A 14,877-nucleotide genomic window follows, 5' to 3' on the forward strand; every position below is an offset into this window, starting at 1 on the left:
AACGCAGGCAGACATGACCGATACCCCGCAGCCCCCCGAAAGCCCCGAAGACGAACGTCCCGAGCGTCCCGGCTATGATGGCCCGACGATCGACATCTCCGAGGAGATGAAAGCGTCCTATCTCGACTACGCGATGAGCGTGATCGTCAGCCGGGCCATTCCCGACCTGCGCGACGGGCTCAAGCCGGTGCACCGGCGCATTCTCTACGCGATGCACGAGACCGGCAACTCGCACGACAAGTCCTATCGCAAGTCGGCCCGCCCGGTCGGCGATACGATGGGCAAATACCACCCGCATGGCGACAGCGCGATCTACGACGCGCTTGTCCGCATGGCGCAGCCCTTCTCGATGTCGCTGCCGCTTCTGGATGGGCAGGGCAATTTCGGCTCCATGGACGGCGATAACGCCGCCGCCATGCGCTACACCGAAGTCCGCATGGACAAGCCGGCCGCGTTTCTGCTCTCCGATATCGACAAGGACACGGTCGATTTTCAGGACAATTACGACGGCAAGGACCGCGAGCCCTCCGTCCTGCCGGCCCGCTTCCCCAACATGCTGGTCAATGGCGCTGGCGGCATTGCCGTCGGCATGGCGACCAATATCCCGCCGCATAACCTTGGCGAAGTGATCGACGCGACACTGGCGATGATCGAAAACCCGGACCTCACCTCCGAGGACTTGATCGAATACATCCCCGGCCCCGATTTCCCGACCGGCGCCGTGATGCTCGGCCGCTCGGGCGCGCGCAAGGCCTATCTCGAAGGACGCGGCTCGGTCATCATCCGCGCCAAGACCCGCGTCGAGGAGATCCGTCAGGGCCGTTATGCCATCGTGCTCGACGAGATCCCGTATCAGGTCAACAAGGCCACGATGATCGAGAAGATCGCCGAGATGGTGCGCGACAAGAAGATCGAAGGCGTGGCCCATGTGCAGGACGAATCCGACCGTGTCGGCGTCCGTGTCGTGGTCGAACTCAAGCGCGACGCAACCCCGGATGTCGTGCTTAACCAGCTCTTCCGGTTCACGCCGATGCAGACCTCTTTTGGCTGCAACATGCTGGCGCTCAATGGCGGCCGTCCCGAACAGCTCACCCTGCGCCAGTTCCTCACCTCTTTCCTCGACTTCCGCGAGGAAGTCGTCGCCCGCCGCACGGCCTACGAGCTGCGCCGCGCCCGTGAGCGCAGCCACATTCTCTGCGGCCTCGCCGTCGCCGTCACCAATGTCGACGAGATCGTCGCCACCATCCGCGCCTCCGCCGATCCGGCCGAAGCGCGCAGCAAGCTGATGACGCGGCGCTGGCCTGCCGAGGATATCGCCGATTACATCCGCCTGATCGACGACCCGACCCACAAGATGAACGAGGACGGGACCTACAATCTCTCCGAGACCCAGGCCCGCGCCATCCTTGAGCTGCGCCTGCAGCGCCTCACAGCAATGGGCGTCAAGGAAGTCACGGACGAGTTGGAAGAACTGGCCAAGAAAATCCTCGATTACCTGGCCATCCTGCGCTCGCGCGAGCGGATCATGGAGATCATCGGCAACGAGCTGAAAGAGGTCCGCGAGAAATTCGCCGTTCCGCGCCGCACCGAGATCGTCGACTGGTCCGGCGACATGGAGGACGAAGACCTCATCGAGCGCGAGGACATGGTCGTCACCATCACCCAGACCGGCTATATCAAGCGCACCCCGCTGGCCGATTTCCGCGCCCAGCGTCGCGGCGGCAAGGGGCTGTCGGGCATGGCGACCAAGGATGATGACGTGGTCACCACGCTCTTCGTTGCCAACACCCACACGCAGCTCCTGTTCTTCACCACCGATGGCATGGCCTACAAGCTCAAGACCTGGCGCCTGCCGCTGGGCGGGCGTACGGCCAAGGGCAAGGCGATCATCAATATCCTGCCAATCCCGGTCGGCGTCTCTATTGCCGCCATCATGCCGGTGGACCGCGACGAGGAAGACTGGGGCGACCTGCAGATCGTCTTCGCGACCTCTGCGGGAACGGTACGCCGCAACAAGCTCTCCGATTTCACCAACGTCATGCGCAACGGCAAGATCGCGATGAAGTTCGAGGGCGAGGATGCCGAAACGCGGCTCATCAACGCCCGGATCTGCTCCGAGGATGACGATGTGATGCTGGTCACCAAGCTCGGCCGCGCCATCCGCTTCCGCTCGACCGATGTCCGCGTCTTCAACTCGCGCGCCTCTCTCGGCGTGCGCGGCATCCGTCTGGCCTCTGGCGACGAGGTCGTGTCGATGTCAGTGATCCGCCACTTCGAAGCCTCGCCGGACGAGCGTGTCGCCTATCTCAAGCAACGTCGCCTTGTGGCCGGTGCACCGGACGATGCGGAGCCCGATGACGAGGAAACCGTTGAGGGCGGACAGCTTTCCCCGGAACGCTACGCGGAGATGTCGGCTCTCGAGGACCTGATCCTGACGATCACCTCCCGCGGCGCCGGCAAGACCTCTTCCAGCCACGACTACCCGGTGCGCGGACGCGGCGGCCAGGGTGTCGCGGCGATGGACCGCGCCATGCGCGGCGGCCCGCTCGTGGCCTGTTTCCCGATCGACCCCGATGACCAGATCATGCTGGCCACCTCCAACGGCCAGTCGATCCGGTGCCCCGTCGACGGCATCTCCTTCCGCTCCCGCGGCGCCGGTGGCGTGCGCGTCTTCGATACGGCCAAGGGAGAGGAAGTCGTCTCCGTGGCGCGGATTGCGGAACAGGCCGAGGACGGCGAGGACGAGGCCGAGACCGAAAACTGAGCTCTCAGCGGCGCCCGAACGGGCGCCGCATCTTGAGGCCGGTGTGAACGCTGCCTCTACGGCCAGGCGCTATCTTCGAAACTTCGTCATGGGAACCGTGCGGACGCGATTCCGGCGCAAATGCACGACGCGCTATCGATCCTTGCGCGATGCGTCGATGAGCGTCTTGCCGATCAGCCGGAAAACCAGCGGCATGCCGAAGAGGATCATCACGATCCGAGCGACATGCATGGTCGAGACATAGGCAACGTCCTGCCCCATGGCGAGCGAGAGCAACGACATCTCGGTCAGCCCGCCCGGCGAATAGGCCAGCACGCCTTGCGGCAGTGAGGTGCCGGCGACGGGACCAAGCAAAGCCGCGAATACGGTGGTAACGCAGAGCAGGAGCATCGTGGCCCCCAGCCCGAGCAGCATGTCGCGCCCCATTTCCCGCAGCGACACGCCGGCGAAACGACAGCCGAGGACCGTGCCAATGGTGAGCTGCGCAGCGATGACGAGCAGCGAGGGCGGCGGAACGGTGACCCATTCCAGCATATGCGCCGCCGCCGAGGCGATCATCGGCCCGAAAAGCTGCGGCGCCGGCAGGCGCAGCCACTTTCCGCCGTAGAAACCTATCACACCGCAGGCCAGCAGAAGAGCGGCGTCGAGAAGGCTGAGATCCGTCACGGCAACCCAGCTCGCAGCGCCACGCACCGCCCGGATGTCGAGCAGCAGCGCGAAGACAAGCGCGATGCCGGAGATCGTCAGGAAGACACGGAGCGCATGGGCGAGCGCAATTCGGGATTCGTCGCCGCCGGCCTGCCCGCCCAGCACAATCATCTCGTTCAGCCCGCCCGGCGCCGCGCAGAAGAAGGCATCGACCGGCGCATAGCCCCCAACGCGTCGATAAAACGTGTAGCTCACGAATGTCGCCATGATGAGAAAACCGGGCAGGAGCAGAAGCGTGCCCGTCCAGGTCCCGATATGGTCAAACAGGCCGGGATGGAAGCCGGCACCGAGCATGACGCCGATGATCGGGATGACGATCACACGCAGCCCGGACGGACCGTGGACGGGAGCACCGGCCAGAGCCGCCACGCCGCAGCCAAGCATGGGCCCGAGCATCCAGGGCAGCGGCATTCCGATCCAGCGCGCCAGCGCGCCCGATATCATGCCGATCACGGCACCCAGCAAGATCTTGAGCCAGAGCGAGGCGGGAAGAGAGGTCATGTTCGGAATCCTTGTCCGCCCTTTGCACCCGAACGCGGCCGGTTTCAAGCCTCCCTGCTGCGACTATTCCATCGGATCCGTGAGGATCACTTCCGCGTCATTGCGGATCGCGGTGAAAAAGCAACTGCGGCGGTTCGTGTGGCAGGCCGGGCCGATCTGTTCGACCATCACAAGCAGGCAATCGCGATCGCAATCAACGCGCAGATCGATGAGCTTTTGCGTATGGCCCGAGCTCTCTCCCTTGACCCAGAAGGATTTCCGGGAGCGCGACCAATAGGTTACCTTGCCGGTCTCCAGCGTGCGCCGGACCGCCTCCTCGTTCATCCAGGCCATCATCAGCACCTCGCCGGTCTCCGGATCCTGGGCGATGGCGGGGATCAGGCCCTGTGCGTCAAAGCGCAGACTTTGGGGATCGAATGCCATTCTCTTTCCTTTGCAAATCAACGCGGCGAGGCTACATAAGAACTCTCCTTATGCCGCGTACAGGACAGGCTCATGGCCACCGATCTCGACCTCGTCAAGCTCTATTCCGGGCGCATCCTGGCGCTCGCGGCCGACATCCCGCATCTGGGCCGGCTGGAGCAACCCTGCGCCACCGCGCACCGCCGCTCGCCGCTCTGCGGCTCGACCGTCACGGTCGACCTGCGGATGGAGAACGGGCGCATTGTCGATTTCGCTCAGGATGTGAAAGCCTGCGCGCTTGGTCAGGCTGCTGCTTCGGTGCTTGGCGCCCATGTGATCGGGCGCAGCCGGGAAGAGATCGACATCGCGCGCGACCAGCTCTCGGCCATGCTGCGCGAAGACGGACCTGTACCCGAAGCGCCTTTCGAAGATCTGGAAACGCTCCTGCCGGCGCGGGAGTTTACAAATCGCCATGCCTCGATCCTGCTTGCCTTCGAAGCAACGGCAGAGGCGATGGCAGAGGCCGAAAACGCCGCCTGAGGGCGGATCCCTTACGATTGACCGACATAGTCCGGGTTTAGCTCCCTTGGCACGGAGCCAAGACGAAACCGCCGTGCCAACGCCATCCCAAGGGCAGGCACTGACACGGCTTTCAGATCACTCCTTTGCAGGCGCAGCGAATGAGACCTCTGCCCGCTGGACACAAATAAAAAAGAAGCGGCGCCAAGCGCCGCTTCCCTGTCCAGCCGGTCGCCGAGGCGTCAGTAGGTCTTTGATGCCTCTTGCGCTTCGAGATCATCCCCGAACTCTGCCGCCATCGCAGCGTTGGCCTTCTTGAAGGCCTCCATGATCAACAGGATGTCGACCGCCCCCACGACGAGGTTATGTCCACGCTCCTTGAGCTCCTTGTGGCTCCAGGCCGGGCGCGAGACGGTGCCCATGAGCTTGTCCGTCTCCAGGATGCGCCGCTCGGTCTCGGCGGCCAGCGCCTCGGCATCGGGCTTGTCGAGCTGCTCCAGAAGGCCAACCGTGCCGGCCATGTCATTGGGTCCGAGCAGCAGCATGTCGATCCCGTCCACTGCTGCGATCTCGGCGATATTGGGAACCGCGTCCTTGTGCTCGATCTGGGCGATAACGAAGGTCTCCTCGTCATGCGTCTCCAGGTAGCCGGTATTCATGCCGTATTGGGTGGCCCGTCCGACCGGCGCCGCATAGCCGCGCGTGCCCTTCGGCGGGTAGCGACAGGCATCGGAGGCCGCCTGTGCCTGCTCCTTGTTGCATATCATCGGAACCATGACCGACTTGGCGCCGATCTCCAGCACCCGCTTGAGATAGACCGGGTCGTTCCACGGCACCCGCACGATGCAATGTCCGCCCGCCGCCTCGACCGCGCGCAACACGTTCATCGTCGTCTCCAGCCCGGCGGGACCATGCTCGTTGTCGAGCACGACGCAGTCCCAGCCAGCCCAGACAGCCGCCTCGGCAATCGCCGGAAGACCGAGATCGATCCAGATCGCCCGGACACAGCGCCCGTTTGCGATCTGATCGCGCAGCCAGTTTCTACCCTTCATTACTCCAGTCCTTCTTCTGCTTGCGGCTTCGGCCTGGCGATCTCTCGGACCGCTCGCAGGATCAGCAGGGCCCAGAGGCCGAGCGTGATAATGCCGAGAACCATGGAATATTGCCGCTCGAAGAAGGCCGAGAGATCCCCCTGCGCCTTGATCATCGAGACCATGAAATTGTCTTCGATGATCTTGCCGAGCACGATGCCGAGAATGGCCGGAGCCAGCGGGATGCCGACCTTCTCCATGTAATAGCCAACCAGGCCGAGCGCGAGAACGATCCAGACCGCCGTCACCGTGCCGGCAATGGCGAAGGCGCCGACCAGCGAGAAGAGCAGGATCACCGGCGCCATCACGGCGCGCGGCACCTTGAGGATGAAGGTCGAGGCGAGAATGGCGAGGATGCCGACCGGGACCATCATGACATTGGCCACGAGGAAGGAGCCGAACAGCGCCGACGTCAATTCTGGCTGGTCGATGAAGATGCGCGGACCAGGGGTCATGCCCTTCAGGAGCAGCACGCCGATGGCAATGGCGGTGACCGAGTCGCCCGGGATGCCGAAGACCAGCGCCGGCGTCCAGGCGCCCCCGATGGCGGCATTGTTGGCGGAACCGCCAGCGGCCACGCCTTCGAGCGAGCCCTTGCCGAATTTCTCCGGGTTCTTGCCGAAGCGGCGGGCCAGCGCATAGGCGATCCAGGCCGCGATATCAGCCCCTGCCCCGGGCAGCGCGCCGACAAATGTCCCGAGCACGGAGGAGCGCGCAACCGTCACCGGGTAGGTAAAGACCGCCTTCAGCGCGCCCTTGAGCGCCGCGCCGACCTTTTCGGTGGCGTGGATGATGGTTTCCTGCGGCTTGTCGAGGATCTGCACGTTCCGCAGCACTTCGGAGAAGGCGAAGATACCGATCATCGCGGGGATGAAGGAGATGCCGTCCAGCAGGTCGAAAGAGCCGAACGTGTAGCGCGGATGGCCGACGGCAACGTCGATGCCGACACAGGCAACCGCAAGCCCGATACAGAGCGAGGCGAAGCTCTTTGGCACTGTCCCGCCGCCGACGAAGATGGCGCAAGTCAGGCCGAGACAGGCGAGCCAGAAGGTCTCGTAGCTTGAGAAGCTGATGGCGATGCGCGCGAGTTGCGGCGCGATCATCATCAGGATGATGACACCGACAACGCCGCCAATCGCGGCCGTGATCAGCGAGACGAAGAGCGATGTGCGCGCCTTGCCCGATTGGGACAAGATATGCGCGTCATCGACATAGGCCGCCGAGGCGGGCGTGCCGGGGATGCGCAACAGCGTGCCCGATATGTCGCCCGCGAAGATGGCGGTCGTCGTGGTGGCGACGATTGCGGAGATCGCGGGGATCGGGTCGAGAAAGAAGGTGAAGGGGACGAGCAGCGCGACCGCCATGGTCGCGGTCAGCCCCGGAACGGCGCCGACAAAGCAGCCATAGAAGGTCGCTGCGGCGATGATGGCGAGGTTGTTCGGCGCAAGCACCGTCAGGAGGACTTCCGTAAGCATTCAGGCTCTCCCTACCAGGCAATCGGTTCAAGCAGGCCCCAGGGCAGCGGGACATGCAGGAAGGAATAGAAGATGAGATGGACCAGCATGGTCACGAACCCGGCGAGGATAAGCGCTTTCCACCAAACGATCCGGAACAGGAGCAGCAGGACCAGGAGAAGCGGGAAGGCCACAAGGTGGAAGCCGAGAATGTCGAGTCCGAAGGCGAAGAAGACAACACAGCCGATCACAGCCAACGCATTGATCAACGGCCAGTTGGATCGAGGCTCCTCTTCCGGCGCAGCCGCGGCGGGCACGCCCTGGACCAGGCCGGTGATGAGGATCAGCGTGCCGCAAAGTACGAGGCCGAGCCCCGCGATGGTCGGAAAGAGGCCGGGACCATAGGTCATGCCGCCCATGGTCGGGAAGGACTGCGCTTCCCAGGCGAACCAACCGCCGAAGCCGATCAGGAGAGCGCCGGTGACGATGTCTTTGTTTATCATTGATCTGGTCTCGTCTGTTTTGGCGAGAAAGGGTCCGGGGCAGCGGAAACGAGGGAGAGGCCGCCCCGGACAGTTGGAATGGCGCAACAGGGACACGCCAGTCGGTATTCGAAGAAGAGGACGGGCCCGCAACCGGGCCCGCCGCCAAATGGCTTACTTTGCCAGGCCGATCGCTTTCATGGTCTCGCCAAGGGCGACATCGGACTCGGCAACGAACTTGTTCAGTTCATTGGTGCCCATCAGAACGACATCAGAGCCGCGGGAGGCTTTGAACTCGGCCCATTCGGGGGAGCCCATGACCTTCAGAGCGGCTTTCTCGTAGGAGCACGCGATTTCACTATCCATGCCCTCGGGGCCGGAAACGGTGATGAAAGCGGCCAGCGTCCAACCGGACTCGAGGGTTTCGGCAGTGGTCGGGATGTCCGGCAGAGCAGCCATGCGCTCGGAGTGCATGTAGCCCAGCCCCTTCAATTCGCCCTGCTCAATCAGCGTCTTGGCTTCGGATTGCGCAACGGTAACAACGTCAACACCGCCAGCCATCAGCTCTTTCATTGCCGGTGCCGCACCCTTGGACGGGATCCAGCGGATCGCTTCCGGGTCCATGCCCTCGGCGTTCAGCAGGCCGGCCAGCGCCAGGTGCCAGATGCCGCCCTGGGCGGTGCCGGAAGCGGTCAGCTCGCCCGGGTTCGCCTTTGCATAGTCGAGCACTTCCTGAACGGAACCGTAGGGCGAGTCCTTGCCGACGGTGAAGCCGGCGGGCACGATATCGACCAGCGCGATGGGCGTGACGTTTTCATAGGTCAGGTCGGTCAGGCCGGCCCAATGCATCGTGTCGATCTCGACCGTCACGGCGCCGACAGTGTAGCCGTCGGGCTTGGCACGGGCGATGGCCGAGTGGCCGGTCACGCCATTGCCGCCGGTGCGGTTGACGACGTTGAAGGGCTGGCCGAACTCCTGGCTCAACAGGCTGGCAAGCATGCGCGAGTTCGCATCGGTGCCGCCACCGGCGCCCCAGGGCACGACATAGGTCACGGCGCGCTCCGGTTTCCAGTCGCATTCTGCCGCTGCCTGAGTCGCGACCAGCGCGCCGAGGCCGAGGGCAGTCGCGCCCAGAAGGGTGTTGAGGGCTTTGGTCATGGAATCCTCCCAAGATTCAATCTGTTACATGCCCCGATTCCGTCGATCTCGGTGCCTCTCGCAGCGCCTCCTGATCGAAAACCGAACTCCGGGTGAAAAAAAGGTAGCATCGCTCAAACGATTGAGCAAGATTGAAGTCAATGGTTTGAGCGGAGAGGACGAAGTGTCCCTCCTGACAAAAAGACGGGCGGGAGCAGCCCCGCCGAAAGGAGGCGCGATGGCCGCGCGGGTGACGCTGAAGAACCTGGCCGAAGCGGCGGGGGTGTCGATCTCCGCCGTCTCCATGGCCCTGCGCGACCATCCCCGGATCTCGGAAGCAAAGCGCGTGGAGATCAAGCGGATCGCCTCCGAGATGGGCTATATCTACAACCGCCAGGCTGCGAGTCTGCGGCGCGGGTCGAGCGACTCGGTGTCGATCTGTATCAACGACCTGCACAACCCCGTCTTCATCGAGTTCCTGACCGCCATCGAAAGCGAGTTCCGCCGCTCGGGCAAACTTGTGTTGCTCTGCAATGCGCATGAGGACCCGGAGATTCAGGCCAGCTTCGTACACCGGATGCTGGAACAGGGTTCGGCCGGGCTTCTGCTGTCGCCGGTCGAAGGGACGGAGCCGGCGGAGCTGCGCGAGATCGTGCGCGATCGATTCCCGACGGTCTTCTTCTCGCGCATGCTGGAGGGCAGCGACTTCGACCACGCGATCAATGACGATGCCTGCGGTATGCAACTCGCGGTGGAAGAACTGGTCCGGCTCGGGCACCGGCATTTTGCCTGGATCGGTGGCGGACAGGCGACCTCGACCGCGCGGGGGCGCGTCAGGGGGTTCGAAGCGGCCGTGGCACGCTTTGGGCTGTCCTGCCCGCCCGAACAGGTCGAACGGGTCGCCGAGACCTCGCTGGAGGCGGGGCGCAAGGCGATGGCGGCGATCCTTGCCCGCGCCCCGCATGTGACGGCTGTTGTCTGTTTCAGCGATCTGCTGGCGCTTGGAGCCCTCGTGCAGTGCCGCGACGCGGGCCAGCGTGTCGGGGAAGATATCTCGATCATCGGTCATGACGACCTCGAGGAGGCGTCCTATTTCGAGCCGGGGCTGAGTTCGGTAAAGGTCGCCAAGGGCGAGATCGGGCAGGCCGCGGCCCGGCTGTTGCTGGCACGGATCGCCTGGCCGGATGCGCCCCCCGCCCGCGAGGTGGTCGCGCCCCGGCTTGTGCTGCGCGGCTCGACCGGGCCCTGTCGGCCACGAAAGGCTGGCGGGTCTTAACCAGTTTCCCCGATAAACAATGCTAACGAAACGTTAATGGCATAGGATTGAAGCATGGCCCCGTCCTGCGTCGGGGCAGCCCTGCGACCTGGAGGTTTGCGATGCGGCGCAAGGCCCCTGCCCTGTTGTCCTGCTGTGTTCTTGCCCTGTCCGGCTGCGTGAAATCGGAGCCCATCGGGGCCAGCGTCCCGAGCCGTGGCCCGGGGCCGTCCTATACCTGTCTCGCCCCCGCGCTGACGGTGGCGGGGATGCGCCAACGCACCCAGCCGACGGCGAGCGGCTGGAGGATGCGGGTCGAGGTGATGAGCGGGCCGCCGGCCGGCTGGTATGACAAGGGACAGATCGAGTATGAGCACGGCCTGCTGAGCTACGTCCCCAACACCGCCACGACCGGGATCGCCGAAGAGCGGGTGACGAAGACGCTGCTGCCCCTGATCCGTTCCTGCGCCGATGCGCGGGGAAAGCGCGAGTGGAGCATTTCGCGCTGACTCGAGCCGCCCGGTTTGCTTGAGGAATGCCGCTGGCCATGCCTGTGCGTCCCGAGGGGGCGCAACAAAGACTGCTCTCAGCTTTCAGTACTTGCCAGATCCGCAATAGTTCAGCGTTTTACACGCGAATGACGAAGCGCCAGCCCGCCGATGCGGACCGGTGCGGGCATGGCGGCATTGCCGTGGTTCCGCGTCCTTCGGCGCGGCCGGCGGTAGATCGCGACCGGCCCGGAGCCGCCGCACGACGCGGTCTCCCTCCAGAGCCGGGCCACTGGCGCTACGCTCGAAACACTCGGCCCCAGAACGGACGTTTCCCGCGCGCCTCAAAACCGGGCACAGTTCGGGTTTCTGACCCGTCCGATCGCCTCTCGTCCCGCCTGAGCCACCGTTTGCGCTACCGTCTCCCGGCAAACCCCGCTAAAGGAAGACAAAACACCACAGGGAGTCGTCACCTTGGCCCAGTCCACCTCCGCCGCAGAACCCGCCGAGCGTAACACCCAGCCCGACGAAGGCATCCGTTTCCTCGGCCGCATCCTCGGCCGGGTCCTGCATGCACAGGAAGGTGGGATGGCCTTCGACACGGTCGAGAATATCCGTATCGCCTCGATCGAGTATCATCGCACCGGCGACGAGAGCGCCTATGCCAAGCTGCAACGCACCATTGCCGGCCTCTCCGAAGAGCGCACGCTGCAGGTGCTCCGCGCCTTCACCTATTTCCTGCACCTGCTCAACATGGCACAGGACCAGGAACGGCTCGCAGCCGAGCGCGAGGCTGGCTCGCAGCTCGACAGCGTGCTCGCAGCCGTGCGCGCGGCCGGCTTTTCCGAGGAGCAGATCCTCAAATTCTTCCGCGAGGCGTTGATCAGCCCGATCATGACCGCTCACCCGACCGAGATCCGGCGTCAGAGCACCATGCGGTCGGAATTCTCCATCGTGCGGCTGCTGGACTCGCGCACCCGCGCCCGCGCCGTCGGGCTCGACCATGCCGAGATCGACCGGGATATCGAGCGCGAGATCGCCACGCTCTGGCAGACCCACCTGCTGCGCCGCACCAAGCTGACCGTCAATGACGAGATCAAGAACGGGCTGGCCTATTACGAGCACACTTTCTTCCAGGCGGTGCCGAAGATCCTCGAAAGCACCCGCGCGGCGCTGGATTTCACCCCCGGCGAACCGGTTCCGGCCTTCCTGCGTATCGGCTCCTGGATCGGCGGCGACCGCGACGGCAACCCCTTCGTGACCGACGAGATCCTGCGCAACACCTTCCGGATGCAGGCCGGCCACGTCTTGACCCACTATCTCGCCGAGGTCGACATGCTGTCGCGCGAGCTGTCCCTTTCGACCCGGGTCGTCAAGGTCAGCGAGACGGTCAAGACGCTCGCGGAAGCGTCTCCGGACACCAACCCGCACCGGCAGGACGAACCCTACAAGCGCGTCATGATCGGTGTCTTCGCCCGTCTCGCGGCCACGCTCCGGGAGCTGGACCCCGAGGCGCAGCTGCCCCGCCCGGCCCTGCCCGCTGATGCCTATGAGGGCACCGACGAGCTTCTGAACGTGCTCGACGCCGTGGACGCCTCCCTGCGCGCCAACCAGGCCGCGATCGTCGCCGATGGCCGTCTTCTGGCGCTGCGCCGCAAGATCCGCAGCTTCGGCTTCCACCTCTCCTCGGTCGACCTGCGCCAGAATTCGTCGGTTCACGAGACGACCATTGCCGAACTGTTCGAAGCCATCGCCCCGGGCACCGATTACGCAGGTCTCGACGAATCCGCCCGGATCGCGCTGCTGCGCGAGGAACTGAACTCGCCGCGGTCGCTGATCCGCCCCTTCTGGGATTATTCTGAGGCCACCTCCAAGGAGCTGCGCATCTTCCGTGCCGCGCAGGGGATCATCGCCCGTTTCGGGCCGAAGGCGATCACGACCTCGATCATCTCCAACGCGCAATCCGTCTCCGACGTGCTGGAAGTCTGCGTGCTGCTCAAGCAGGTCGGGCTTATGGATACGGACGGGCGCTGCTCGGTCTCGGTCGTGCCGCTCTTCGAGACCATCGCGGACCTTCGGGACGGCCCCCAGACAGTGGCCAACCTTCTCGATCTGCCGGAATATGCCCGCGTGCTCGACAGCCAGTTCAGCACTCAGGAAATCATGCTCGGCTACTCGGATAGCAACAAGGATGGTGGCTTCGTCACCTCGGGCTGGGAGCTTTACAAGGCCGAGCGCGAACTTGTGGCGCTGTTCAAGGCCCGCGCCCTGCGTCTGCGCCTCTTCCACGGCCGCGGCGGCTCGGTCGGTCGCGGCGGTGGCCCCGCCCGCGAAGCCATCATCGCCCAGCCTCCGGGCGCGGTGAACGGCCAGATCCGCCTGACCGAACAGGGCGAGGTCATTTCCTCGCGCTACAGCCATGCCGAAAGCGGCTACGCGCATCTCGAAACCATGGTCTCGGCCACGATCGAAGCCTCGCTTCTTCCCGGCGAGGATCTTGCCACCGAAAAGGCGGCCTCGATCATGGAGACCCTATCCGAGACCGCGTTCCAGACCTATCGCGACCTCGTCTTCAACACCGAAGGCTTCGAGGATTTCTTCTGGTCCTCGACCATCATCAACGAGATTGCCGCGCTGAATATCGGCTCGCGCCCAGCCTCCCGCGCCGCGACCCGCGAGATCCGGTCGTTGCGGGCCATCCCCTGGGTCTTCTCCTGGGCGCAATGCCGGCTGATGCTGCCCGGCTGGTACGGGTTCGGCACCGCGATCAACAGTTGGATCGCCGAGAATGGCGAGGGCGCTGGCGAGGAACTGGCACGGCTGAACCGCGAATGGCCCTTCTTCCATTCGATGGTGGAAAAGGTCGCTTCCATGATCCAGAAGAGCGACCTCTCCATCGCTGCCCACTATGCTGACCTCGTCGAGGACAAGGCGCTGCGTGACCGGATTTTCTCGCGGATCACCGATGAATGGAACGCAACTGTCGACGCGCTCGAGACCCTGACAGGCTCCCGACCCGGCGAAGAGATCGATGATCGCACGCCCTATCTCGACCCGCTCAACCACATTCAGGTCGCGCTTTTGCAAAAATCCCGCAGCGAGGAGATCAGCGCCCGGCTGCAGCGCGGCTTGCTGTTGTCGATCAACGGCGTCGCGTCCGGCTTGCGAAACACGGGCTGACGGTCCCAATCCCCGGCACCGCGGGTGTCAGATTCAAAGGCGGCCTCGCACTCCCAGCGAGGCCGTCTTTCTCCTGACCGCAACAAAGCGCCCCTCAAGCCCCTGTAAAATATTGAAAACTCTGCATAGCAGTGCCGACCCTCCTTTTCGGGGCCTTGGCCAATCCTGAAGGAGATGAAAGGTTTTGGTGCACCTAAAGCGAGAAACTTCGAACCGAATCTTTGGCGAGTTGTCGCGGTGGGAAGCTCAACTTAGGGCGGTCTCGGCCCATTTCGAATGGGAGAAACCTTCGTAACCTGTCGAGCCTTGTCGCGCCGGGTCTGTTGTGGATCCGGCGCTGGCCAAGATGGTCACTTTTGGAAGAAGTCTGGGAACATCGAGAACTGTCCATCCAACGGGCCAAACCGTTTCTCATATAGCCGCTTGAAGTCATCGATGTCGTCTGCAAGCTTCAGGATCGTGAGCACTTCTTGCCTCTGTTCCCTTAGTTTCTCCAGCCCATATCCTTTGCTCAAGAACTGGTGGAATTTTTGCCCACAACTTCCCTTAACGTCAACCTGTGGGTTCAGTTGTTGTAGCTCCCTTAGGACCTCGCCGTTCTCGAGAGGACCGTAGACGTACTTGTTTGTGAAGTTTCCGAAGTGTTGGGGCTTGTTGATAACAACGCCGCCGCGAACGCGCCTCACATACGGATCCGAACCATATACCTTGTTGAGAGTTAGGTAGAAATCGTCCGGAAACTCCTTCTCCCATTCGCGCTTCTCCTTTTCGATGTACGCATCTACCAACAGCCGGAGCGCGTTGGGATCACGCTCCGTCTGGTAGCCTGTGGCTTCGTCGATCAACGCTATGATACCGACGCTGGCCAGCGCATTGACTATAGCTTGCGCCTGCCG

Annotated in this window: 12 protein-coding genes; 5 read left to right on the forward strand and 7 right to left on the reverse strand. The window is 63.8% G+C overall.

All coding sequences use genetic code 11. The features are described from left to right. Positions 1-13 precede the first annotated feature (13 nt). Positions 14-2,764 (forward strand): DNA gyrase subunit A, encoded by a 2,751-nt coding sequence (gene gyrA / locus R3X27_RS20675; RefSeq protein ID WP_317710792.1) that lies wholly within the window; start codon positions 14-16, stop codon positions 2,762-2,764. 132 nt (positions 2,765-2,896) lie between these two features. On the opposite strand, the gene R3X27_RS20680 is transcribed toward gyrA, so the two are convergent. Together R3X27_RS20680 and hisI are read right to left on the reverse strand one after the other, a co-directional pair. After that, on the reverse strand, positions 2,897-3,973 hold the full coding sequence (locus R3X27_RS20680) for an AbrB family transcriptional regulator (protein ID WP_317710793.1): 1,077 nt from the start codon (positions 3,971-3,973) through the stop codon (positions 2,897-2,899). A gap of 63 nt (positions 3,974-4,036) precedes the next feature. Next, positions 4,037-4,396 carry a phosphoribosyl-AMP cyclohydrolase gene (gene hisI / locus R3X27_RS20685; protein ID WP_317710794.1) on the reverse strand — a complete coding sequence of 120 codons (360 nt, stop codon included), beginning with the start codon at positions 4,394-4,396 and terminating at the stop codon, positions 4,037-4,039. A 72-nt stretch (positions 4,397-4,468) separates the two neighbouring features. Between hisI and R3X27_RS20690 the strand changes: the two genes are divergently transcribed. Next, a complete protein-coding gene (locus R3X27_RS20690) occupies positions 4,469-4,915 on the forward strand; it encodes an iron-sulfur cluster assembly scaffold protein (RefSeq protein WP_317710795.1) in 447 nt (148 codons plus the stop codon). Between the two features lie 221 nt (positions 4,916-5,136). On the opposite strand, the gene R3X27_RS20695 is transcribed toward R3X27_RS20690, so the two are convergent. The 4 genes from R3X27_RS20695 to R3X27_RS20710 form a co-directional block, all read right to left on the reverse strand. Further along, positions 5,137-5,946, reverse strand: a complete 810-nt coding sequence (locus tag R3X27_RS20695; protein ID WP_317710796.1) for an HpcH/HpaI aldolase family protein — start codon at positions 5,944-5,946, stop codon at positions 5,137-5,139. Beyond that, a complete protein-coding gene (locus R3X27_RS20700; protein ID WP_317710797.1) occupies positions 5,946-7,460 on the reverse strand; it encodes a tripartite tricarboxylate transporter permease in 1,515 nt (504 codons plus the stop codon). Before R3X27_RS20700 ends, R3X27_RS20695 begins: the two co-directional genes overlap by 1 nt. An 11-nt stretch (positions 7,461-7,471) precedes the next feature. Further along, a complete protein-coding gene (locus R3X27_RS20705) occupies positions 7,472-7,942 on the reverse strand; it encodes a tripartite tricarboxylate transporter TctB family protein (protein ID WP_317710798.1) in 471 nt (156 codons plus the stop codon). A gap of 153 nt (positions 7,943-8,095) precedes the next feature. Beyond that, positions 8,096-9,079, reverse strand: a complete 984-nt coding sequence (locus R3X27_RS20710; protein ID WP_317710799.1) for a tripartite tricarboxylate transporter substrate binding protein — start codon at positions 9,077-9,079, stop codon at positions 8,096-8,098. Between the two features lie 217 nt (positions 9,080-9,296). On the opposite strand from R3X27_RS20710, the gene R3X27_RS20715 reads away from it, so the two are divergent. The 3 genes from R3X27_RS20715 to ppc all read left to right on the forward strand — a co-directional run bounded on the left by R3X27_RS20715 (position 9,297) and on the right by ppc (position 13,981). Beyond that, positions 9,297-10,334: a LacI family DNA-binding transcriptional regulator gene (locus R3X27_RS20715; protein WP_317710800.1), complete on the forward strand. Its 1,038-nt coding sequence runs from the start codon at positions 9,297-9,299 to the stop codon at positions 10,332-10,334. Positions 10,335-10,435: 101 nt separating this feature from the next. After that, complete coding sequence (locus R3X27_RS20720; RefSeq protein WP_317710801.1) at positions 10,436-10,822, forward strand: hypothetical protein; 387 nt, start codon at positions 10,436-10,438, stop codon at positions 10,820-10,822. A 453-nt stretch (positions 10,823-11,275) separates the two neighbouring features. After that, positions 11,276-13,981: a phosphoenolpyruvate carboxylase gene (ppc, locus tag R3X27_RS20725; protein ID WP_317710802.1), complete on the forward strand. Its 2,706-nt coding sequence runs from the start codon at positions 11,276-11,278 to the stop codon at positions 13,979-13,981. Positions 13,982-14,331: 350 nt separating this feature from the next. Here the strand turns inward: ppc and R3X27_RS20730 are convergent. After that, on the reverse strand, positions 14,332-14,877 hold a 546-nt coding region (locus R3X27_RS20730), incomplete at its 5' end, for a P63C domain-containing protein (protein WP_317710803.1).

Source organism: Tropicimonas sp. TH_r6 (genome assembly GCF_033101155.1).
Classification (GTDB): Bacteria; Pseudomonadota; Alphaproteobacteria; order Rhodobacterales; family Rhodobacteraceae; genus Tropicimonas.

Excerpts from the sequence above, each read along its gene's own strand:
- R3X27_RS20700 (WP_317710797.1), bottom strand. The coding sequence starts at position 7,460 with ATGCTTACGGAAGTCCTCCTGACGGTGCTTGCGCCGAACAACCTCGCC.
- R3X27_RS20680 (WP_317710793.1), bottom strand. The coding sequence starts at position 3,973 with ATGACCTCTCTTCCCGCCTCGCTCTGGCTCAAGATCTTGCTGGGTGCC.
- gyrA (WP_317710792.1), top strand. The coding sequence starts at position 14 with ATGACCGATACCCCGCAGCCCCCCGAAAGCCCCGAAGACGAACGTCCC.
- hisI (WP_317710794.1), bottom strand. The coding sequence starts at position 4,396 with ATGGCATTCGATCCCCAAAGTCTGCGCTTTGACGCACAGGGCCTGATC.
- R3X27_RS20695 (WP_317710796.1), bottom strand. The coding sequence starts at position 5,946 with ATGAAGGGTAGAAACTGGCTGCGCGATCAGATCGCAAACGGGCGCTGT.
- R3X27_RS20715 (WP_317710800.1), top strand. The coding sequence starts at position 9,297 with ATGGCCGCGCGGGTGACGCTGAAGAACCTGGCCGAAGCGGCGGGGGTG.
- R3X27_RS20690 (WP_317710795.1), top strand. The coding sequence starts at position 4,469 with ATGGCCACCGATCTCGACCTCGTCAAGCTCTATTCCGGGCGCATCCTG.
- R3X27_RS20710 (WP_317710799.1), bottom strand. The coding sequence starts at position 9,079 with ATGACCAAAGCCCTCAACACCCTTCTGGGCGCGACTGCCCTCGGCCTC.
- R3X27_RS20705 (WP_317710798.1), bottom strand. The coding sequence starts at position 7,942 with ATGATAAACAAAGACATCGTCACCGGCGCTCTCCTGATCGGCTTCGGC.
- R3X27_RS20720 (WP_317710801.1), top strand. The coding sequence starts at position 10,436 with ATGCGGCGCAAGGCCCCTGCCCTGTTGTCCTGCTGTGTTCTTGCCCTG.